We start from the raw sequence: 21293 nt of genomic DNA on the forward strand, positions 1-21293 counted from the left end.
GAATGCCAGCCTGGCCGCTCGGTTCCGCTACGCTTCACCTCCCGGCCAGGCTGGCATCAGAAGCGCATATCAACTAACTATGAAACCGGACCAGTCATCGCAGGCAGCCCAACAGAATGACGTCTGTATTTCCACGTCCCCTGTCGAACAGAGGACCTGTCGCTTCCCCGGCTATAGCGGGCACCAAGCCGAGGTGCTGGACGACTATCATTCGGCAATTTCGCTCTCCCATCCGTTTATGGCCATGATACTGCGGTTGCTGGCAGGCGCCTCTCGTCGTCAATGACAGTCACGCGGATGGGAGGATTGTCTGACCAACTCCAGAAGACGAGGTTTCTGTCATTTTCCGTCGCTCCAGGGGCAAAGCTCGGGACGACGATGCCAGCTACTCCGCTGGCTATGAGCGTCTTTGTTAGTTCCCATGATGGCGGTGTCTTGCCCTGGTCGGCAAGATCTTCCCAGGGACAAGCCAGGGTTACGGGGGAGAAGCCAAGATCGTTAAGGCTGGACGGATCGGTCAGATCGAGGACGGGCTCGCTATCGACGTCATAGGCACAGATGGTCAGGGGCTGAGGCTTGAATGGAAAACCCTGCTGGGCTTCAAGCTAGGCCGTCTCCATTCGAAGTGACGTATAAAGGGCAGGCGTGCCGACCGAATTGAATCGTCTCCCATGAAGCGTCGCGCCGTCGCCTGATAATGGGGTGAAAGACCAGCGGGGATTGTGAGCCCTGAATACATGTCCGGTAAACCTCACGCGTAACCGCCGGTCGCAATCCGATCCAGGTAACGTCGGACGGCCTCGGCGCGTCCCTCCCGGACTAGCGCCTCGGCAGTCTGATCACCGAAGGAGGGCACGGGTCGTGATCGGTACCAGTCGCCGTAGCTCCGTCGGCAGCAGATCGTCATACTTCTTCTTCCAGTTGAAGTATGTCGCCTGGCTGATCCCAGCCTTCTGACAAACCTCCGCGACGGGGATGCCGTCAGCCCCTTGCTTCAGAACGAACGCCTTCTATGTGTCCGAAAATTTCGATGCCTTCATCGCTTTCCGCTTCTCTCAACCAGAGAAACGACACGGAAAACTCTAACCAAAAACAATCCAATTTGCCGGGAGCAGATCAGAATATCGCTGCCCCACGAACAAGCAGAATAATAAGTATGTAGAAGAGAAACGAGCCAACCTCTTCCATGTTCGGTTGATGATCGCTTTCATGTAGGCCAGCCTCCCCCCAAGGCTCTGAAGGAGCTGACCGCCGCGCGCGCCGCGTTCGCCCGGTTGAGGGCCAGTTGGTCCTGCGAGTCGAGAAGCTGCCGGTCAGCGTCCAATACGTCCGTCAAAGGAATGATACCCGCCTGGAAGGATTGCTGGGAAAGATCGCGTGCGCGGGTCAGCGAGGCGACTTCAGTCTGCAATTCACCAGTGCGCTGCTCGGTCTGTACCAGGGTCGTAAATGCATTTTCGATATCCTCGGCGGCGTGGAGAACCGTCACCTGGTAACGCGCGAGGGCCTCGGCATTGGCGCCACGTGCCTGCTGTACCTCAGCGTCGATTTTGCCGAAATCAAAGATCCGCCAGCGAATGGCGCCTGATCCGACAGCCTGGAACCCCGGTGCCGTGAATAGATGCTGAGGATTGATGCTCTGAAATCCCAGGATGCCGGAAAGGGAGAGCTTGGGATAATAGTCGCCGAGTGCTGCGCCTATCCTGGCATTTGATGCCGCCAGTCTGCGTTCGGCAGCCAGAATGTCCGGTCGGCGGCGCAGCATGTCCGTGGGTTTGTCGGTGGCGCCGATAGCCGGGATGGCCGGAATTTCGGACGGCGTTCCCAGTTCCGCAGCATAGGTACCGGGCTGCGCGCCCATCAGCACGTCGAGGCGATTGAGCTGGGCTTCGAGCGCAATGCGGATCAGCGGCACGGTCTGGCGGGCGGACTGCAACAGGGCCTCAGTCTGGGCCAGTTCGCGCTCATTCGAAACGCCGCTCGTTCGCCGCTGCCGCACCAGTTCCAGGAGATGGGCGTCCACCGCGATCTGCCTTTCCGCTACTGCCAGGCGGGCTTGGTCTCCTCGGATCTGGAAATATGCGTCCGCCGCGTCGGCGGCCACCGTGATACGCTCCCCTACGCGTTCCATCTGTGCGGCTTCTGCCTCGTCACGCGCTGCCTCTTGCCCGCGTCGCAGGCCACCGAACAGGTCGATTTCCCAGCTTGCAGCGCCACTGACGTCATAGGTGCGATAGTCGCGGTGGAAGTTCGGTACTGTGCGCACGACATGGCCGATCAGCCCCTCCTGAGACAGTCGGTTTGCGGATGCCTGCGGATTGAAATCCAAGGTCGGGAGCAAACGCGCCGTGGCCGCCTCCGCGGCGCCTCGCGACTGGCGGACGCGCGCTATCGCGGCCGCGAGATCAAGGTTCTGAGCCAGGACACGCTGTTCTATGCGTAAGAGTTCGAGATCGTGAAATCCCTCCCACCATGTATCCAGCGGTGGAGCTGCGGCTGCCTGGCGTGCATCGACGGCGGTGGCACTGTGGAAGGGCTGAAGATGCGTAGCGGGCGCATGATAGTTGGGGCCGACCGCGCAGGCCGTCGTCAGGAGCGTCATGGCCAAGGCTGCGGCAGAATGCAGTCGCATGCCCATCGTGAGATGACGCAGGGGATTGGCGTTCCGCTGGGATGCGGGAAGCGAAAGATTCATGGCGCACGACTTTCGATCAGCCCCGGACATGCATCGTCCTGGTGTTGTCAAGTGACCGATATACATATTCGTCACTCGTTGTCAATTTACAAGCTGCGTTCTATCTAGAAGGCGGAATTCAGTCGGGAGGAACAGGATGCGCGCGCCTCACAGCGGACAACGCGGCCCGGTCGATCATGAACGCCGGGATCAGATCATGACGGCGGCCATCGAGCATTTCGGGCATTACGGATACAAGAAGACCACGATCGCTGATCTGGCTGATGCCATCGGGCTGTCAAAGGCCTACATTTACAAATTCTTCGAATCGAAGAAGGCGATCGGCGAGGCGATCTGCGCGCTTCAGCATGGCAAGATGCAGGCGGATATCCAGGCAATCGTTGAGGAAGACAAGCCGGCTTCCGACAGAATGCGCAGGGTTTTCCTCGCTCTGGCGCGCAATACGGTCGCGCTGTTTTCCCACGAGCGTAAACTGCACGATATCGTCTATTCGGCGGTGGAGGAGGAATGGACGTCTGCCAGGAGTTTTGCCGATGCGTTGCGCGGCATGGTGGAGCACCTGATCCGCGAAGGCCGCGAGGGAGGCGAGTTCGAGCGCAAGACGCCCGTTGACGAGACCTGTCACGCCATCATGCTGGTCCTGCAGTCGATCTATCATCCCCTCCTGCTCGAACAGCACATGGACACGCTGGACGATGATGCGGCGACGCTGGCCAGTCTCGTCTTGAGAAGTCTCGCGCCGTGAATGGGACACAGGGCTTTATGTGACAGATTGACAATATGGTCACTCGTGTACAATTTGGGCTTCCAAACCCGTTGGGAGCCCGAACATGGCTGGAACACGCCTGTCCCTTCTTGCAGCGGCCGGCATCTGCACCGTTTTCGGGCTGTCGGCTTGCAAATCCAAAGACGATCCTGATCCGCGCACGGCCGACCGCATTGTGGAGACGGTGCGGATCGAGTCCGCAACGACAGCCGAGCATGTCTATACGGGGGTCGTAGCGGCCCGCGTCCAAAGCGATCTCGGCTTTCGCGTGTCCGGCAAGATTGTCGAGCGCCTGGTGGATACCGGGCAGACAGTGTCCAAGGGGCAGGTGCTGATGCGCCTGGACCCGACGGATTACCTCCATGCCGTGACGACCCAGGTCGGCAGTGTGGCATCATTGCGCGCCCGCTGGGTCCAGGCCGCGGCGGACGAGCGCCGCTATCGCGGTCTTGTCGCGACCGGTGCCGTGGCAGCCTCGGCCTACGATCAGGTGAAGGCCGCAGCGGACAGTGCCCGTGCGCAACTGGACGCGGCGATTGCCCAGGAGAAGATTGCCCGCAACCAGGACGATTATTCCCTGCTGCGGGCGGATGAAGACGGTGTCGTCGTCCAGACCCTGGCGGAACCCGGACATGTCGTCGCGGCCGGCCAGACCGTGATCGTGCTGGCGCATGCCGGCCCGCGCGAGGCTGCGGTCGACCTACCGGAAGGGGTGCGTCCGATCCTGCATTCCGCGGCGGAAGCCGAACTGTATGACGAGGGTTCTCGCGTATCCGCGCACCTGCGGCAATTGTCCGACGCCGCCGACCCGCGTACCCGCACGTTCGAGGCCCGTTATGTCATGGACGGGCCAGGCGCGGACGCGCCGCTGGGGGCGACGGTGCGTGTCCACCTGCCTGAAGCCAGCGACGATCCGTCCGCGCTCGTCGTGCCGTTGGGCGCCGTCGATGACGAGGGCAGGGGACCCGGCGTCTGGAGCGTGGATAGCCGGGCATCGACGGTCAGCTTTCATCCGGTACAGATCGCACATATCAGCGAAGATACAGCGACGATCCTCCCCGGTGCGGATCTTCGTTCGGGCATGCTGATCGCTGCGGCCGGCGGTCACTATCTGCATGCCGGAGAGCATGTGCAGATCGCCTCGACAAAGGTCGCGATGCAATGAGCGGATTCAATCTTTCTGCCCTCGCGGTGCGCGAGCGCGGGATTACATTGTTCCTGATCGTGGCATTGGCCCTGTCGGGAGCCTATGCATTCTTCAGCCTCGGTCGGGCCGAGGATCCGCCTTTTACGGTCAAGACCCTGACGGCGACCGCCATCTGGCCGGGCGCCACGGCGCAGGAAATGCAGGACCTGGTGGCCGATCCGCTGGAAAAGCGCGTGCAGGAACTGCAATGGTACGACCGGGTAGAAACATTGACCCGGCCAGGCCTGGCGCTGATGATGATTACGCTCAGGGACAACACGCCGCCTGCGGCCGTTCCCGAGCAATTCTACCAGACGCGCAAGAAGCTGTACGACACCATGCCCCTTCTACCGAGGGGCGTGCAGGGACCATTCGTCAATGACGAATATTCCGATGTCGATTTTGCGGTCTATGCGCTGGACGGTCATGGACTGCCCGAACGCCTGCTGGTCCGTCAGGCGGAAACGGTGCGGCAGCGCCTGCTGCATGTGCCGGGCGTGCGCAAGGTCGATATTATCGGCGAACGGCCGGAACAGATCTTCGTCAATTTTTCCAATGCCAGATTGGTCACGCTCGGGATCGGCGCGCAGGACGTGTTCGCGGCACTTCAGCGTCAGAATGCGGTGACGGCCGCGGGTTCGATCGATACGCGCGGCCCGCAGGTCTTCGTGCGGCTGGACGGTGCGCTGGACGACCTGGAGAAAATTCGCGACATCCCCATCGTGGCGGGCGGCAGGACGCTCAAGATCTCGGACATCGCGACGGTGGAGCGGGGATACGAGGACCCACCGACCTACCTTGTCCGGCATGCCGGGGCCCAGACTCTGGTGCTGAACGTCGTGATGCAGGATCACTGGAACGGGCTGAAGCTCGGCCAGTCCCTGGCCGCGGCGGAGAAGACGCTGGGGGCAGGACTGCCCGTCGGGGTTACATTGACGAAAATCGTCGACCAGGCCGGCATCATTCATGCCGCCGTCGGCGAGTTCATGCTGAAGTTTTTCGTGGCCCTCGCGGTGGTGATGGTCGTCAGTCTGGTAAGCCTGGGCTGGCGGGTCGGCATCGTCGTCGCGGCCGCCGTGCCGCTGACGCTGTCGATCGTCATGGTCATCATGCTTGTGACCGGTCGGGCGCTGGACCGCATCACGCTGGGGGCGCTGATCATCTCGCTGGGCCTTCTGGTCGATGACGCGATCATCGCGATCGAAATGATGGTGGTGAAGCTGGAGGAAGGGTACGAACGCACGAAGGCCGCTGCCTATGCCTGGAGCCACACGGCAGCCCCGATGCTGGCCGGTACGCTCGTCACGATCATCGGTTTCACCCCGGTCGGCTTCGCGCGCTCGACCGCCGGCGAGTATGCCGGCAACATTTTCTGGATCGTCGGTTATGCGCTGCTGACCTCCTGGTTCGTGGCCGTGGTGTTCACGCCCTATCTCGGTGTCAAGCTGTTGCCGGATATCAAGCGGATCGACGGCGCCTACGAACATATCTACGCCACGCCCAATTACCGCCGTTTCCGGCGCCTTGTCGTGTGGGTCGTGCGGCGTAAATTTCTGGTCGCGGGGGCGGTGCTGGCGTTGTTCCTGCTGGCTTTCGTTGGCATGGGCGCCGTCCGGCAGCAATTCTTCCCCAGCTCGGACCGCCCGGAACTGCTGGTCGAGGTGCAGATGCCGGAGGGAACCGGTATCGAAGCCACTACGCGGGTCACGGCCCGTGTGGAAGCATGGTTGAAGACACAGCCCGAGGCAAAGATCGTCACCAGCTATGTGGGTGCCGGCGCACCGCGTTTCTTCCTGGCGTACAACCCCGAGTTGCCCGACCCTTCCTTCGCGAAGGTCGTTGTCCTGACACCAAGTGCCCAGGACCGCGACCGCTTGCGCGATCGTATGCGGCAAGCCGTGGCTCAAGGAATGGCGCCTGATGCCCGGATCCGCGTGACGCAGTTCGTCTTCGGCCCCTACACCCATTTCCCGGTCATGTTCCGTGTCATGGGACCGGATGCGGATCGGGTGCGTGATATCGCGGCCCAGGTCGGCACGATCATGCGGAACAATCCGCATACGCGGCAGGTCAATGCCGATTGGGGCGAGCGCGTACAGACGGCGCATTTCGTGCTGGACCAGGCGCGGCTGCAACTGATCGGCCTGTCCCCCCAGGAAGCATCCGAACAGATCCAGTTCCTGCTGCTGGGCGTGCCAGTCACGCAGGTTCGCGAGGACGTCCGGACCGTCGATCTCGTGGTTCGCAGCGCAGGACCCGATCGTCTGGACCCGGCGAAGCTGGGCGACATGACCATCAGCAACCGCACGGGCCAATTGATTCCGCTTGGCCAGATCGGTCATGTCGAGATCCGTGCCGAAGACCCTATCCTGCGTCGGCGCGACCGGATCCCGACGATCACGCTCCAGAGCGATATCGACGAAAACCTGCAGCCGCCGCAGGTCACGGCGGAGGTCGATCAGGCTTTGGCGCCGATCCGTGCGACGCTGCCCCCCGGCTATCGTATTGAGGCCGGTGGCAACGCGGAAGAATCCGGAAAGGCAAACAAGGCCCTGGTGCCGATCTTTCCGGTGATGGTCCTGCTGACCCTGATCGTCCTGGTGTTCGAGACCCGGTCCATCTCCGGCATGTTCATGGTGTTCCTGACGGCCCCGCTGGGGCTGATCGGGACCGTGCCGACCCTGCTGATCTTCCATCAGCCATTCGGCTTCAACGCGATCCTGGGGCTGATCGGCCTGTCGGGCATCCTGATGCGCAACACGTTGATTCTGATCGGACAGATCAAGGTCAATCAAGAAGCGGGGCTCGATCCGTTCCATTCGGTGGTCGAGGCGACCGTGCAGCGAGCCCGTCCGGTCATTCTTACGGCCTTGGCGGCCGTGCTGGCCTTCATCCCGTTGACGGAATCGGTGTTCTGGGGCTCGCTGGCCTATACGCTGATCGGCGGTACGGCGGCCGGAACGGGGCTGATCCTGATGTTCCTGCCGGCGCTTTATGCGATCTGGTATCGCATCGGACCTATGAAGGATAGCGAACCCGGGGAACCGGCGGTCGATCCACACTTCACCGGTGCTCGCGTGCAAGAGGGTGAGTGAATGGAAAAAGTGAATAGCAATCCATTGGCCCTTCGACATGGGGCGTGGGACCCGCGAGGACCGCCGCCTCGCGGATCAATTCACCCCCACTATCAGTCGGAGAAAGACTATGTCCCTTTCGAATAAAACTGTTTTGATTACGGGCGCGAACCGCGGCATCGGCGCGGCGATCTTACGGGAAATGCTGAAGGCCGGTGTAGCGAAAATCTATGCTACCGCACGCGATCCGCATACGCTCCCGTCGTTTGGAGACCCCCGAGTGATCCCGTTGCAGCTCGATATCACGAGTAATGCATCCGTAAAAGCGGTAGTCAATACTGCGAAGGATGTCGATGTTCTCGTCAACAATGCTGGAACACTCGCCCTCGGCGATTATCTCAGCAGCGACTGGGAATCTTTCGAAAATGACATGCACACTAATTTTTTTGGCACTCTCCGTGTTCTGCGGGCTTTCACCCCACAGTTTGTAGCCCGCAGGTCCGGTACAATCGCGAATGTGATTAGCGTCGTTGGCCTTTCGGCGGTTCCCTTGATGGCCGGTTATTCAGCTTCCAAAGCGGCTCTGCATTCGATCACCCAGTCCCTGCGCGGAACCCTGGAAAAGGACAACATCACAGTCATTGGTATTTATCCTGGACCAATCGACACTGATTTAGCGAGATCGGTGCCATACCCGGAAAAGGCCACACCCGAATCCGCGGCAGCTAATATCGTTAGAGGTATCATCGACGGGCAGACCTACATCTTCCCGGATCACTTGGCACAACAGATCGAAGGACTATGGTCGACAGACAACCGGAAGTTGGAATACGTCGCTTTGCATCTTGGAGGCTAATTTGTTCTTACTAGACAAGTAGGCGGCGGATACGTGGCGGGTGTCTCATAAGTTTCTGATTTGGCAAACGAATTGGGTTTCTAAGTTTTCCGTTTACCTGATGGCGCTGAGCCACTCGCCATATCCAAGATGATCTGCTTTACGTGCCTCATTCCTGATGGAATGCTCTCGGGGCGTAAAGCAGAGGCTACTCAGATCGACGGCGGCGCAGCGCTGGTCTGAGTGCTCAAAGCCTTTGGTCGATTGACCTCTTGCACGGTCGGCCGGACGGATCTCAGAAGGCCGGAGAAAATTTGTGCGTATCTAAAACGACATGAAACGTATCGAGCGCCTAAGTTCCGATAACTCCGCAAAGCGCCTTCGGGTAGATCCTACTTTCTTCTCTGTTCGTAGACACTGAGATTGAGATTGGTCAGATCGAGAATCGGTGTGGCAATCTGATGCGCGCGGGCACGCTTCACGAGGTCGCCAATGATCTGTGTCGCCTCAATGGGAGCGCCCTGCGACAGATCACGGAACATGGACGATGTCAGGGAGGATTCCTTTGCAGTCAGCAGCCGGACGATACCATCCAGGGTCTCCTCGGTGAGCGGATATCCCGCCGCCGCCGCAATCGAAGCGCATTCGCCGATCGTCGCCCGCGCGAAATCCTCCCCCGCGGGCACGCTGGCCACTTCCCCCACGGTGGCCCGCATCAGGCAGCATACGGTGCCTAGCGATGCCAGCAGAGCCCATTTGTTCCACATCTCCTGAATGATGTGGTCAGACAATATAGTCTCGAAGCCAGGACCGGAGAGAGCGTCCTTGAGGTTCCGGATCGGGGCGTTGTCGCCAGCGGATCGTGGGCCAAAGGTCAGTTTGGGGAGTGATCCCACTTGAACGACCTGTCCTTCAGAATCCAGCTTGCTGACGATGAAACACGTCCCGCCCAGGACCTTCGGATCTCCGAAACGCTCTGCCAGCACATCGATATGCCGCATGCCATTGAGAAGGGGTACGATGCGCGTATCCGGGCCGACGGCGGCGGCGAAATCGTCCATCGCGGACGCGAGAGAATATGCCTTTACGCTGAGAAGAATGATGTCATAAGGGCCATCGATGTCGTCGGATGTCACCATTTGCGGCGCGAGGGTCGCATTCCCCAGCGGACTGATCAGCCGGAGCCCATCCGTACGCAGTTGCCGCAGCCGGGTGGGACGCACCAGGAATGTTACGTCATGTCCCGCTGTTGCCATTCGGGCTCCAAAATATCCCCCAACCGCACCTGCGCCGACGATCAGAACTTTTGGATTCATGGTGTCTTTCCTTGCTCCGGGACTGCCGCGCTGCGGATATCGTGACGGCAGTTTTATCTTTGATACCATTAATGCGCACTGTTCATGAACAGGGACATTGGAGTGGGGAAGTCGTCGGAGGAGAGGCCCTGCGCTCAAGCGCAAGCACCTGTCGCTGGATTAGGAACTGATGTTCACGCGTCCGATGTTTGAGACGGCGGATATGGCCGCACGAGATCGCCGCGCCGGTGGATGCAGGGCGTATTCGCACGACGCTGTATGGCGAGGAGGTGCCGCGGACCAACCGCATCGTGCTGCCCAGCCGCCCGGATTCAGGCATTGGTTATGAATACCTACCGGAAGAGGAAGCCTCGGCAGGGAAATTCGCCGCCATCACCGCCATGATCCGCGATGACAACGTGAAAGATGTCGTGGATTGGGCGCATCTGCAATGTGCCAGCGGGGTCTGCCCGATTTGGACGGTTAGCACCTCGGGATCGATGGCGCGCAGGACGAATGTCCTCTCAACCGGGTTCGGGCACCCGGTCGGGCTCGATCGATCGCAGGCAGAACCGCGTGATCTCGGAGGGCTTTCCAATTCGGAGTGCAAAACCGGGCCATAGGCCGGTGCCGTTGCTGACATAGAGCGTCATGCCGCCGATATCGTAGCGGCCGGACACGAACCCGTTGTTGCCGCGTGCGACGAGGCGATCGAGGCCCGGAAGCATGCCGCCATGCGTATGGCCCGACAATTGGAGGGCAACGCCGCACTCGGCAGCGGATCGCGCATTGCGCGGCTGATGATCGAGCAGCACGACCGGCGCGCCCGGGGGCATGCCGTCAAGGGCCGCGTCGAGGTCCGGGCCGGCATGGCCATGCCCGGGCGCGGACAGGTCCGTCACGCCGGCGATGACCAGATAGGTGGCGTCCCGCGTGACGACCGCATGGGTATTCGCAAGCATGCGCATGCCCAGATCCGACAGATGGCGCATCCAGCCGGCATAATCGAAGAAATATTCATGGTTGCCGGGGACCGCGAAAACCCCGTCCGGAGCTTGCAACCCTTGCAGCGGCGCGATGTCGGTGTGGCGCATGGCCACCGAGCCGTCGATGAAATCGCCCGTCACAACGATCAGATCGGCCGCGGCGGCATTGGCCCGCGTCACCATCGCTCGGCTTCACGCGGTTGGAAAAAGTCGACTGACATGCAGGTCGCTCAACTGCAGCAGTCGATAGCCTTCAAATGAGGGCGGCAGTCCGGCGATCCTGACCGTCACGTCCCTGATCGGAGGAACGCGCAGCGCATTGGCGACGCCGACGGCGGCAAGCAGGCCAGCGAGGCCCCCGGCCGCTTCGCGGGCACCGTCAGGAATAGGGACCGGCCGCCATCGTGCCAACGCCATGGCCAGGGCGCCGAGATCGAGCGCGATCTGGAAAAGGGTCAGAAACAGCATGGCTCCGAACGCCCAGTTGAACAGGATGACAAGGGCGCGCGGAAACTCGGGCGCGAACACGGAGCCCGAGGAAAGCCGGGACCAGAAATGATATTGCGAGGCCACGAGCAGCAGAATGGCGGCCGGCACCTTCAGCCAGAGGGGAAGGGCCAGCGGCCAGAGCCAGTTCAGGATGACGATCAGGCAGGGAAGAGCGAAGATAAGGCGCAAATTGTCAGGTTCCTTGAGGCAGGGTGGCGTCGACGGCGACCCTGAGCTTTTCGGCGTCGGCCGGTGTCGCGGGATTGTAGACGACCAGGGTCAGGTCCGGCCGGCCATCGACCGAAAATGTCGAGTGTTCGAAGGCGAAGGGGCCGAGAACCGGGTGATCGATGTGCTTGATGATGTCAGCGGGCGCCTCGCTGACGCTGTTCTCATGCCACATCGTGTGAAATTCGGGGCTAAGCCGGCAGAGTTCCGTCACCAGGGGCGCGACCTCCTCCGCCGCGCCGGCGCGCGCCGTTGCGATGCGGAAGGCGCCGATAACGTAGCGTGCCATGCTTTCCCAGTCGGGCTGCATGGCGCGCGAGCGCGGGTCGAGGAAGATGATCCGCAGGATGTTGCGTTCCGCCGGTGGTAGGGCGCTGTAATCCCCCAGCATGATGGTCGCCGCCCGGTTCCAGGCCAGCACATCCCAGGTCGCGGTCCGGATCAGCGCCGGACTGGGATCCAGCGCGTCGAGCACGCGTTGCAGGCGCGGCGTGACGCTGCCGCTCTTGCGATACCGCGCATCGGGCGGCCGACCGAGGCCGAGCAGGAACAGATGCTCGCGCTCGACATCGGTCAGCATCAGGGCGCGCGCGATCCGGTCCAGCACATCGGCAGACGGGGCGCCGCCACGACCCTGTTCCAGCCAGGTGTACCAGGTCGGGCTGATATTGGCCCGCTGTGCAACCTCCTCGCGCCGCAGGCCGGGCGTGCGGCGGCGTTCCTGCGGAAGGCCAAAGGCAGCCGGATCGAGCTTCGCGCGACGGTCCTTCAGCCAGGTGCCGAGCCGTTTGCCACCGTCCTGATGCTCGTTCATCCTGTTAGTCTCTATAATACGATAAGATCACTACTTTAACAGAATAGGGCATAGGCCGAGATTTGTCTTCACCAGAAAACGGGAGACTTCGCTCATGCGTATATTCGTCACCGGTGCAACCGGATTCATCGGCATGCCGACCGTCAGGGAACTGATTGCTGCTGGTCATGACGTGCTTGGCCTGGCCCGTTCGGATGGCGGGGCGCGCGCCCTCGCCGCCGTCGGCGCGCAGGTGCAGCGCGGCGCGCTCGAGGATCTCGACAGCCTGCGAAAGGGGGCAGCGGCCTCGGATGCCGTGATTCATCTGGCGTTCATCCATGACTGGTCGAACTTCCTGGCGAGTTGCGAAGCGGATCGCCGCGCCATCGAGGCGATCGGGTCCGCGCTTGCCGGCTCCGACAAGCCGTTTCTTGCCACGGGCGGTCTGGCGGGACTGGCGCCGCCGGGCCAGGTGGCGACCGAAAAGGATGTGATTCCGCCGGACTTTCCGTTCCCGCGCGTGTCCGAGCAGACGGCGCTCGCGCTGATCCCGCAAGGTATCCGCGCTTCGGTGGTGCGCCTTCCGCAGGTTCACGATACAGCCAAGCAGGGGCTCATCACGCCGCTGATCGAGACGTTCCGCCAGAACGGCACCTGTGCCTATGTGGGCGAGGGACATAATCTCTGGCCCGCCGCGCATGTTCTCGACGTCGCCCGTCTTTACAGGCTGGCCATCGAAAAGGGGGCCACGGGCGCCGCCTGGCATGCGGTGGCCGAAGAGGGCGTGGCGATGCGCGATATCGTCGAGACGCTCGGCCGGCGCCTGGACCTGCCGGTCCGATCCATCTTGCCCGACGAAGCACCTGCTTTCTTCGGACGCTTCGCGATGTTCGCGGGCTTCGACATGCGCGCATCCAGCGCACTGACGCGGCAGGCACTGGGATGGGTACCGACCGGCCCGGGGCTGATTGCTGATCTGGAACAGCTTCAGGACGCCTGATCGAACGCCAGACGGGCCTCCCGGATGGCGGCATGGCTCTGATTGGCCCATCGGACAAGGGAGGTCAGCGGTTCGAGGATCGTAACACCAAGGGGCGTCAGCCGGTACTCGACGCTGGGCGGCTTGGTGGGGAACACCGTGCGCGCGATCAGGCCGTCACGCTCCAGATCGCGGAGGGTCTGCGTCAGCATCCGCTTGGAAATGTCCGGGATCGCGCGCTGCACGGCGCTGAACCGGTGCGGGCCGGTGGCGAGGGTGCCCAGTATCAGCGTCGACCACTTGTCCCCGATGCGATCGAGAACGTCCCGCACCGGGCATTGTGGATCGACCGGCTGGCCGGGCTGTCGGTCGGCGAACAATTGGACGGTGGCATCGAATGCCGGGGCGGTTACTTTTGCCTCACCCTGTCCCAAAATCCTGCCTCCTTCACGCCGTCTATGGTCTCACTTAATTACCTTGTGTCGATTGCGAACCACAAGGAAGACCGGCAATGCCCGCCCAACCCACGCTTTTTGTCAGCGCCGCCACTGGCCACCTCGGAGGCCTGGTCATCGATGCATTGCTTGAGGCGGTGCCCGCCAGTGCCATCGTGGCGGGCGTACGCGATCCGGCCAAGGAGGCGGCGGTCGCAATCCGCAACAAGGGCGTGGCGGTTCGCGTGGCCGACTATGCCCGGCCGGATACACTGGCCAGTGCGCTCGCTGGCGTCGACCGGCTGCTCCTGATTTCCGGCAGTGAAATCGGCCAGCGCACGGCGCAGCATCGCAATGTCATTGCCGCGGCGAAGGACGCGGGTGTCGGCCTGATCGTCTATACCAGCATCCTTCATGCGGACACCTCGCCGCTATTCCTCGCGGAAGAACATCGAGACACGGAAACCGCGTTGAAAGCGTCCGGCATACCGTTCGTGCTACTGCGGAATGGCTGGTACACCGAGGTCTATACGTGGCGGATCGCGCCTGCCCTGCAGCATGGCGTGTTCCTTGGCGCCTCCGGGGAGGGACGTATCTCGTCCGCGGCCCGCGCCGACTATGCCAGGGCCGCGGCGGTCGTGCTGGCTGGCGGCGATCATGCTGGCCGCACCTACGAATTGGCCGGTGATACATCCTACACGCTGGCCGAGTTCGTTGCGGCGGTAGCCGAGGCTTCGGGGAAGCCGCTCCCCTATCGGAACATGGACCCCGACGCGTATCGAACGGCGCTGCTCGGAGCCGGCGTGCCGGAGCTGTTTGCCACGATCCTGTCGGACACCGATGCGGGCGTCGCGAAGGGGGCATTGTTCGATGACGGCGGCGAACTCGCCCGGCTGATCGGCCGCCCAACTATCCCCTTCGGCGTCACCGTAGCAGAGTTCTTTTAGAGCATCTTCAGGCTCCGTAAGGAGAGGCGGTTCGACGCCATTTCCGGGACGGTCGGCGTGATATGAAGGCTCAGCTCCATTTGAAGATGGGAACGGGCGTATCGCCCGGACGATTGGCGATCTGCTGCCGGCCTGGTCAGAACGGAGCACTCAGCGTTTCTGCAGCCTGTCGGCGCGGATTCGTCAGGAGCGAAAGGACGACGACGCGCTTCTGGACGCGACCCAGAAAGGCGAGCCTGACAGCACCCGGTGGTTGAGCCGGCTTCCTGCGATGCCGCACCGATCTGAACCGCTGATTGCCAGCTCCGTCGTGCTGTCGGGATATCTGGTCGATGTCACGCCGCTTCGGCACGGGATTTCAGGGCCCGATTCATTTTGATGAACTCGGCCCGAACCGTCTCAACATCATAGAACCAGAGCAGAACCCCGGCGAACGCTTCGCTGTGGCGGAACAATGTCCCATGGCCGGTTTGCGTGATCTCGAAATCATGGGTCCCGGTCAGCAATCCGGGTAATCCCCAGAGGCGGCCAATCCACTGCAACCTCTGGCCCGGGATGACGGTGACGACCTCGGGATGAAACACCATCCCACCATCCGCCTTGCCCCCACCGAGACAGACGGTCAGTCGCTGACGAGGCTCCAGGCGCCCGGTCAGTTTGCGAATGAAGGGATTCCAGGACGGATAAGCTTCCGTATTTGTCAACACCGACCATACACATTCGGGGGAAGCCGCGATCTCGATTTGCGTGTCGATATGACGTCGTGGACCAGGAAAGTTCGACAAGGATCCGTCTCCAAAAGACGTTGGAATGACCGAAAAAACACATTTTATCGTGTTCCTCCTGTCCGCAGGGTAATGCCTTGCCTGCCTTGCAGGGTATTGCCGGTCATGACAGATAAACTCTACAATTTCGTATGGATCAGATCGACTGGCATCTCTGGCGAAGCTTTGCGGCAGCGTGCCGCGCGGGCTCCCTGTCGGGAGCAGCACGCGCTCTGGGGACGACACAACCAACGGTCAGCCGTCAGATCGCCCAGTTGGAAGCGATGATCGGTCAGACGCTCTTTACGCGATCAAAGTCGGGGCTTGTGCCGACCGCTCATGCAAGCGCCCTGATGCCGATCGCGGCATCCATGATCGATCAGGCGCATACCCTCGAGCGGCTGGCGAAATCGGCAAGTGCTGCGGAAACGACGACGCTGACCATCACCGCCAGCCAGATCACCGGCACGATGGTCCTGCCGCCGATCCTGGCGGCTTTTCTTGACGACCATCCGACGACGCGCATTACTTTGTCCCTGACCGACGCCGTCGAGAACATACTCGAACGCAAAGCCGATGTGGCTGTTCGGCACACCGAGCCGACACAGCAGGAATTATGGGGCCGCAAGATCGGGACCGTGCCGATCAAGCTGTATGCCCATCGAGACTACGTGCAACGCCACGGCATCCCGCACGACCTCACCGAGCTTTCCCGGCATCGTCTGATCGCGTCGTCTGCCCATTTGCGTCGTCTCCCCGAACTGATGGCACTTGGCCAACGCCCGGCCCTCGATTGCAGCGACGATGTCGGATTGCTGGCAGCCTTGCGTGCCGGCGTTGGTATCGGTTATTGCCAAACGCCCATTGCGCAGGACAACCCGGATCTCGTGCCGGTCTTGCCAGACTATATACCCGCCACTCTAACCTTCTGGATGATTACCCATCGCGACCTTCGCAACGTTCCCAGTGTGCGTGACGTGATGCGGCATGTGGGAGACGGCTTGAACGCGTATTGTCGTCGCTCACAATGAGGTCCTGTCAGTCCATTTCGCTCCTGCGTCCTGCCGGCCGATGTGATAGCACCACGGCTGCAAACGGGATGGAAAACAGCTTCCGCCCTCAAATACGGCATACAGCGTCTCGATGTGTGCAACGTAAAGCGGACTGTCAGAATTATCTGATCTTCATCATCTTCTTCTCGGCATCATGGAGAGCGTGATATCGGGTGGACCCGGCGTCTTCCGGCATTATGAGCGTTTACTTACTCCAAAATGCGGGGGCACCGTGCGCCACCCCGCGGATGAACGGCCGCTCAGTCTTTGATAAAGGCCAGGATATCGGCGTTGATCGTATCGGCATGGGTCGTGTGCATGCCATGCGGAAAACCCGGATAGATCTTCAGCGTGCTGCCCTTGATCAGCTGATGCTGCAGGAGCGCCGCGGTCCTGTAGGGCACGACCTGATCGTCATCGCCCTGCATCACGAGGGTAGGTACCGTGATCGCCTTCAGATCCTCGGTCTGGTCGGTTTCGGAGAACGCCTTGATACCTTCGTAATGGGCCTTGGCGCTGCCCATCATGCCCTGGCGCCACCAGTTGCGGATCGTACCGTCGGAAATCTCCGCGCCAGAACGGTTGAAGCCGTAGAACGGGCCGGTCGGCACGTCGAGGAAGAACTGCGCGCGATTGGCGGCCAGCGCGGCGCGCAACCCGTCCAGCACCGCGATCGGCGCGCCCTCGGGGCTGCGATCCGTCTTGACCATCAGCGGCGGCACGGCACTGATCAGAACCGCCTTCGCGACGCGGCCCTGTGGCTGGCCGAACTGCGCGACATAGCGCGCGACCTGGCCGCCACCGGTCGAGTGACCGACATGGACGGCATTCTTCAGGTCAAGCGTCTCCATCACCGCCGAGGCATCGGCGGCGTAGTGGTCCATGTCATGGCCCTCGCTCACCTGCGACGAGCGTCCGTGCCCACGCCGGTCATGAGCGATGACCCGAAAGCCCTTCGACAGGAAAAACAGCATCTGCGCATCCCAGTCGTCCGCGCTGAGCGGCCAGCCATGATGGAAGGCGATCGGCTGGGCGTCCTTCGGTCCCCAGTCCTTGTAAAAAATCTGTACACCATCCTGTGTCGTTACGAATGACATGGACTGTTCCTCCGTCTGGTTGATGAAAGGGTTACGTCGGGATCAGCGTGATGAAGGCAGGCACTGATCCTTTTCATCCAGATCCGGGCATGGTGAACGGCTCGGGCATGTTCAGCACCAGCTGCGCATCCCGAACGACATCGAGCCGCAATGGTCTTGCAACGCCCAAGCCGCCCAGAAGATCGCTCATCGGGCCGCCATGACGCGACAGGGTGACATCGCGTGGCAGCATTCTCTGCGCGAAGGACAGCGTGTTCGAACGGACAGTCGTCCTGTGCCAGCGCCCGTCGATCTGATGGATCATCGTGTTGGCACCCATATGCGATTGTGACGGTACATCGACGAAATCCGGTGCCGGTGCCCGCAGGGTCAGGTCCGGGGTCCCATCGGGTGCCTGTGTGGCTGCCCGCACTTCGGCTCCAATCGTCACGGTGATGCCGGCCAGCCATTTGGGAAGCTGGTAGCATTCCACGCCCCGCACGCGGGCAATCTCGGTCGTGACGGGAAGGGCGAGCACATGGGCGTGGAAACTACGGCGCCGTATCGCTGCTGCCAGTTCCAGCGCGTGCGGACCACATGCGCCGGGTCTGCGGATGACGATGGCGATGGAGGCTTCGTCGTACGGATCGTTGTCGCAGACGGCGTAGGAAAAGAACGTCAGCGCCACCAGGCCGTATCCGGGGCAGGCGCGCAGCGGCTCGAGCGGATCCGGCAAAATCGCCTTCAGGCGGGAAACTGGCGCCGACATGAGGAGTTGCACGCTGCTGCTACGATAATAGAAATTCGGCGCCCATACCGGCCCGATCCGTGACGCTATTTTCTGCTTCGGGATACGGCGGAAGAAGTCGATGTTTCCCGCCGCCGGATCGCGCGCGATGGCGTCGAGGTCCGGGTTGGAGCGGAAACGGTCGTAGTAGCCTCCGGCCAGGACCGGTACCTTGTGGCCGCCGAACGCCACATCGATGGTGCGTCCGTCCATGTCGGTCATGCCTTGCCGCCAAGGGGGCACATGGTCATACCGGCTGCCGTGTCTCCAGCCTTCCAGGGCGGAGCGCCGTTTACCATCCATGCGCGGTAGGCCCGCGCCTGTCTGCGGCCTGTCAGTTGCGCCCGGATGAAGGCCATGAGAGGCGAGACAAGCGGTCTTGTCGGTCGGCCGGAGGCAAGTCGGACCATCTGGTACCGCACGGCCGCCATGTGCGCCGCTGATGCGAGGGCCTTGTTCTTCCAGCCGATCGGCTTCAGTGCGGGCGCGTCGTCGTGCCCCTGCTTCCATCGTTTCGGCAGGTCGGGTTCGATCGCCAGAGCGGTGGCCATGCCCGCCATGGCGATGCTGCTGTCGATCACCTTTTCGGCGACCGCGCGCCGCCGGATGCCCCCCGTCACCATCAGCGGCATGGTGGCGACGGTTTTGATCTCGCGGGCGAAATCGAGGAAATAGGCCTCGCGCGCCAGCGTGCGTTCGTCGCGCGCAGTGCCCATCATCGCAGGTGCCTCGTAGCTGCCGCCCGACAGTTCGACGAGATCGACGCCGAGGCCACCCAGCATGCGCACGACGGAGCGGGCATCCTCCGGCGAAAAGCCTCCGCGCTGGAAATCGGCGGAGTTGAGTTTGACCGCAACTGAAAACGCCGGCCGTACCGCCGCGCGCGTGTCACGCACGATGTCGAGCAGCAGGCGTGCCCGGTTTTCGAGACTGCCGCCCCACTGGTCGGTCCGGTGGTTGGCCAGCGGGGAGAGAAACTGGCTGAGCAGATAGCCGTGGGCGGCGTGAATCTCGACGCCGGTGAAACCGGCCCGTTCGGCCAGCCGCGCGGTATTGACGAAACGCTGCTGTACGTCGGCGATATCGGCCGCCGTCATGGCGCGCGGCACCGGAAACATCTTCGACTGCCGGCCGAGATCAAGGGGGATGGCGGACGGCGCGAGTGTTTCCCGCCCGAGGCTCGCCGGCATCTGCCGACCGGGGTGGTTGATCTGCATCCAGATCTGGGTGCTACCGGCCCGTGCGGTGTGCGCCCAGGTACGGAACCGGTCAAGATGCCTGTCATTCTCCAGCACCACGCCTGCCGGCCCGGTCATGGCTCTGGCGTCGATCATCACATTGCCGGTGATGACCAGACCTGCTCCCCCCTGTCCCCAGGCACGATACAGGCGAATCAGTTCGTCGGACGGTGCATGGTCGGCATCGGCCATATTCTCTTCCATTGCCGCCTTGGCGAGACGGTTGGGAATGACGGCGCCATTGGGCAACGTCAGGGGCAAAAACAGAGACATGGACCGGACTCCACGAGAAACGTTCTGGGCAGAGCCTGACATTCAAGTTAACTTTAAGGTCAAGAGATGATTTCACGGAGGGCGAAGCGTCGTGAAGATCGGGGAACTGGCACACCGGAGTGGTTTGACGCCCTCGCGTATCCGCTTCTACGAGAGGATCGGTTTGCTGAAGGCCGTGGATCGCAAGGCAAACGGCTATCGGTCCTATCCGGCGGAGGCTGTTACAATCCTGGGCCTGATCGCCCTCGCTCAGGGCGCGGGCTTCAGTCTTGACGAAATTCGTGGGCTGCTGCCCGCCGATCTGGAACATTGGGAACACGACGCATTGGTCGGCGCGCTGACCCGCAAGGTCGCGGATATCGAGACGCTGCAAGCCCGGCTCACGCGGAGCAAGGCGCATCTGCTGCAGGTCATCGACGAGATCGAAGCCCGTCCGGACGATATCGACTGCGCCACCAACGCCCGCCGCGTGTTGACCCGGCTGCTGGGCGAAGATGCTGAAATGCCGGTCGCTTCCTTACGCGCGAAGCAATTCTGAAACCCTGCGCGCGGTCGCTTTGGCGGAAGCCGGGTTCTGCCCGGTGACCAGCCGGCCATCGGTGACCACATGGGGCACGAACGGCAGCAATGCCTTGTCGTAGAGAGCCCCGCGTGCCTTCATCTCCGCTTCCGCGTTGTAGGGCATCTCCTTCGCCACGCCGGCGAGAACTTCCTCGGTCCAGGAGAAACCCGTGATGCGTCGGCCGGATACCAGTAGCGCGCCATCCGACAACCGGGTATTCAGTAAACCGCAATAGCCATGGCAGACGGCGGAGACGATACCGCCCCCTTCCCAGATGGCACGGGTGATAGCCTGCAAACCCGCACTGTCGGGAAAGTCCCACATCACGCCGTGACCGCCGGTAAAATAGATGGCCTCATAGCTGGCTGTATCGATCTCGTCGGGTCGCGCGGTGGATGAAAGCAATGCCACCCGTGTCGGGTCGTTCAGCCATGCCTTTGCGGAGGCATCGAGCAGGGGCCATTTCAGCGCACGGGGTTCCAGCGGTGACGGTCCCCCTGCGGGGCTCATAAGGCGCTGTTCGTATCCCTGAGCCGCGAAGACATCCCAGGCATGACTTAGTTCCGACAGCCACAAGCCCGTCGGGTGTGACGGGTCGGCATAATGAGCGACGTTGGTGATGACGTGAAGGATGCGCTTGCTCATGACCGGAACGTCCCCAAGATGGATGGGTAGATAGTCTCTAACCTTTAACCTAGGTTCATGGTCAAGCGATCATAAATTCACACGCGGGATGGCAGGAGCGGTGTCGCTTTGAACCGAGAGCCGACATTCCGTCCTCCCCCAAAAACCGCCTGTCAGTTCAGCGGCAACAAAGCAGACCGGCGGCAGTCG

The 21293-nt window shown here is 61.9% G+C and carries 19 protein-coding genes and 3 pseudogenes; 9 read left to right on the plus strand and 13 right to left on the minus strand.

Going from position 1 to position 21293, the window contains the following annotated elements; genetic code table 11:
- Positions 1-286, plus strand: a 286-nt coding sequence (locus tag HLH27_RS16915) for a hypothetical protein (RefSeq protein ID WP_220790256.1), incomplete at its 5' end; no start/stop codon positions are given.
- On the opposite strand, the pseudogene HLH27_RS00005 reads toward HLH27_RS16915, so the two are convergent.
- The 4 genes and pseudogenes from HLH27_RS00005 to HLH27_RS00020 all read right to left on the minus strand — a co-directional run bounded on the left by HLH27_RS00005 (position 237) and on the right by HLH27_RS00020 (position 2602).
- A pseudogene (locus HLH27_RS00005) lies at positions 237-755 on the minus strand (RES family NAD+ phosphorylase). The gene HLH27_RS16915 and the pseudogene HLH27_RS00005 sit on opposite strands and share 50 nt — an antisense overlap.
- Positions 752-907, minus strand: a complete 156-nt coding sequence (locus tag HLH27_RS17275; RefSeq protein ID WP_220790214.1) for an antitoxin Xre/MbcA/ParS toxin-binding domain-containing protein — start codon at positions 905-907, stop codon at positions 752-754. The pseudogene HLH27_RS00005 and the gene HLH27_RS17275 overlap by 4 nt, the downstream one beginning before the upstream one ends.
- A pseudogene (locus tag HLH27_RS00015) lies at positions 873-998 on the minus strand (transposase); the annotation flags it as partial. The pseudogene HLH27_RS00015 and the gene HLH27_RS17275, both read right to left, overlap by 35 nt.
- A 209-nt stretch (positions 999-1207) precedes the next feature.
- Positions 1208-2602 (minus strand): efflux transporter outer membrane subunit, encoded by a 1395-nt coding sequence (locus HLH27_RS00020; protein WP_246375231.1) that lies wholly within the window; start codon positions 2600-2602, stop codon positions 1208-1210.
- Between the two features lie 229 nt (positions 2603-2831).
- Here HLH27_RS00020 and HLH27_RS00025 point away from each other — a divergent pair, with 229 nt between their 5' ends.
- The 4 genes from HLH27_RS00025 to HLH27_RS00040 all read left to right on the plus strand — a co-directional run bounded on the left by HLH27_RS00025 (position 2832) and on the right by HLH27_RS00040 (position 8577).
- Positions 2832-3440, plus strand: a complete 609-nt coding sequence (locus tag HLH27_RS00025; RefSeq protein ID WP_182947078.1) for a TetR/AcrR family transcriptional regulator — start codon at positions 2832-2834, stop codon at positions 3438-3440.
- A gap of 85 nt (positions 3441-3525) precedes the next feature.
- The gene (locus tag HLH27_RS00030) at positions 3526-4626 is read left to right on the plus strand and encodes an efflux RND transporter periplasmic adaptor subunit (RefSeq protein WP_182947079.1); all 1101 of its coding nucleotides are present in this window, start codon (positions 3526-3528) and stop codon (positions 4624-4626) included.
- Positions 4623-7742 carry an efflux RND transporter permease subunit gene (locus HLH27_RS00035; protein ID WP_182947080.1) on the plus strand — a complete coding sequence of 1040 codons (3120 nt, stop codon included), beginning with the start codon at positions 4623-4625 and terminating at the stop codon, positions 7740-7742. The genes HLH27_RS00030 and HLH27_RS00035 overlap by 4 nt, the downstream gene beginning before the upstream one ends.
- A gap of 109 nt (positions 7743-7851) precedes the next feature.
- Positions 7852-8577 carry an SDR family oxidoreductase gene (locus HLH27_RS00040; protein WP_182947081.1) on the plus strand — a complete coding sequence of 242 codons (726 nt, stop codon included), beginning with the start codon at positions 7852-7854 and terminating at the stop codon, positions 8575-8577.
- Positions 8578-8948: 371 nt separating this feature from the next.
- On the opposite strand, the gene HLH27_RS00045 is transcribed toward HLH27_RS00040, so the two are convergent.
- From HLH27_RS00045 to HLH27_RS00055, 3 genes and pseudogenes are all read right to left on the minus strand, one after another.
- A complete protein-coding gene (locus HLH27_RS00045; protein ID WP_182947082.1) occupies positions 8949-9872 on the minus strand; it encodes a ketopantoate reductase family protein in 924 nt (307 codons plus the stop codon).
- A gap of 503 nt (positions 9873-10375) precedes the next feature.
- A pseudogene (locus tag HLH27_RS00050) lies at positions 10376-11515 on the minus strand (metallophosphoesterase).
- Between the two features lie 4 nt (positions 11516-11519).
- A complete protein-coding gene (locus tag HLH27_RS00055) occupies positions 11520-12368 on the minus strand; it encodes a helix-turn-helix transcriptional regulator (RefSeq protein WP_182947083.1) in 849 nt (282 codons plus the stop codon).
- 94 nt (positions 12369-12462) lie between these two features.
- Between HLH27_RS00055 and HLH27_RS00060 the strand changes: the two genes are divergently transcribed.
- A complete protein-coding gene (locus HLH27_RS00060; RefSeq protein ID WP_182947084.1) occupies positions 12463-13347 on the plus strand; it encodes an SDR family oxidoreductase in 885 nt (294 codons plus the stop codon).
- On the opposite strand, the gene HLH27_RS00065 is transcribed toward HLH27_RS00060, so the two are convergent.
- Positions 13335-13760 carry a winged helix-turn-helix transcriptional regulator gene (locus tag HLH27_RS00065; RefSeq protein ID WP_182947085.1) on the minus strand — a complete coding sequence of 142 codons (426 nt, stop codon included), beginning with the start codon at positions 13758-13760 and terminating at the stop codon, positions 13335-13337. The genes HLH27_RS00060 and HLH27_RS00065 overlap by 13 nt on opposite strands.
- Positions 13761-13837: 77 nt before the next feature.
- On the opposite strand from HLH27_RS00065, the gene HLH27_RS00070 reads away from it, so the two are divergent.
- Positions 13838-14707, plus strand: coding sequence for an SDR family oxidoreductase (locus HLH27_RS00070; protein ID WP_182947086.1), 870 nt, complete (start codon positions 13838-13840; stop codon positions 14705-14707).
- Between the two features lie 335 nt (positions 14708-15042).
- Here the strand turns inward: HLH27_RS00070 and HLH27_RS00075 are convergent, their stop codons facing one another.
- Positions 15043-15492 carry an SRPBCC domain-containing protein gene (locus HLH27_RS00075; RefSeq protein ID WP_182947087.1) on the minus strand — a complete coding sequence of 150 codons (450 nt, stop codon included), beginning with the start codon at positions 15490-15492 and terminating at the stop codon, positions 15043-15045.
- A 131-nt stretch (positions 15493-15623) separates the two neighbouring features.
- Here HLH27_RS00075 and HLH27_RS00080 point away from each other — a divergent pair, with 131 nt between their 5' ends.
- Positions 15624-16502 carry a LysR family transcriptional regulator gene (locus HLH27_RS00080; RefSeq protein WP_182947088.1) on the plus strand — a complete coding sequence of 293 codons (879 nt, stop codon included), beginning with the start codon at positions 15624-15626 and terminating at the stop codon, positions 16500-16502.
- Positions 16503-16783: 281 nt separating this feature from the next.
- On the opposite strand, the gene HLH27_RS00085 is transcribed toward HLH27_RS00080, so the two are convergent.
- The 3 genes from HLH27_RS00085 to HLH27_RS00095 form a co-directional block, all read right to left on the minus strand.
- Positions 16784-17620: an alpha/beta fold hydrolase gene (locus HLH27_RS00085; protein WP_182947089.1), complete on the minus strand. Its 837-nt coding sequence runs from the start codon at positions 17618-17620 to the stop codon at positions 16784-16786.
- Between the two features lie 73 nt (positions 17621-17693).
- Positions 17694-18599: an acetoacetate decarboxylase family protein gene (locus HLH27_RS00090; protein WP_182947090.1), complete on the minus strand. Its 906-nt coding sequence runs from the start codon at positions 18597-18599 to the stop codon at positions 17694-17696.
- A 5-nt stretch (positions 18600-18604) separates the two neighbouring features.
- A complete protein-coding gene (locus HLH27_RS00095) occupies positions 18605-19939 on the minus strand; it encodes an NADH:flavin oxidoreductase/NADH oxidase family protein (protein ID WP_338029801.1) in 1335 nt (444 codons plus the stop codon).
- A gap of 49 nt (positions 19940-19988) precedes the next feature.
- Here HLH27_RS00095 and HLH27_RS00100 point away from each other — a divergent pair, with 49 nt between their 5' ends.
- Positions 19989-20435 carry a MerR family transcriptional regulator gene (locus tag HLH27_RS00100; protein ID WP_182947091.1) on the plus strand — a complete coding sequence of 149 codons (447 nt, stop codon included), beginning with the start codon at positions 19989-19991 and terminating at the stop codon, positions 20433-20435.
- Here the strand turns inward: HLH27_RS00100 and HLH27_RS00105 are convergent.
- Positions 20415-21104, minus strand: coding sequence for a type 1 glutamine amidotransferase domain-containing protein (locus HLH27_RS00105; RefSeq protein ID WP_182947092.1), 690 nt, complete (start codon positions 21102-21104; stop codon positions 20415-20417). The two genes, HLH27_RS00100 and HLH27_RS00105, sit on opposite strands and share 21 nt — an antisense overlap.
- Positions 21105-21293: the final 189 nt, after the last annotated feature.

The sequence above is a fragment of the Gluconacetobacter takamatsuzukensis genome, from assembly GCF_014174275.1.
Lineage (GTDB): Bacteria > Pseudomonadota > Alphaproteobacteria > Acetobacterales > Acetobacteraceae > Gluconacetobacter > Gluconacetobacter takamatsuzukensis.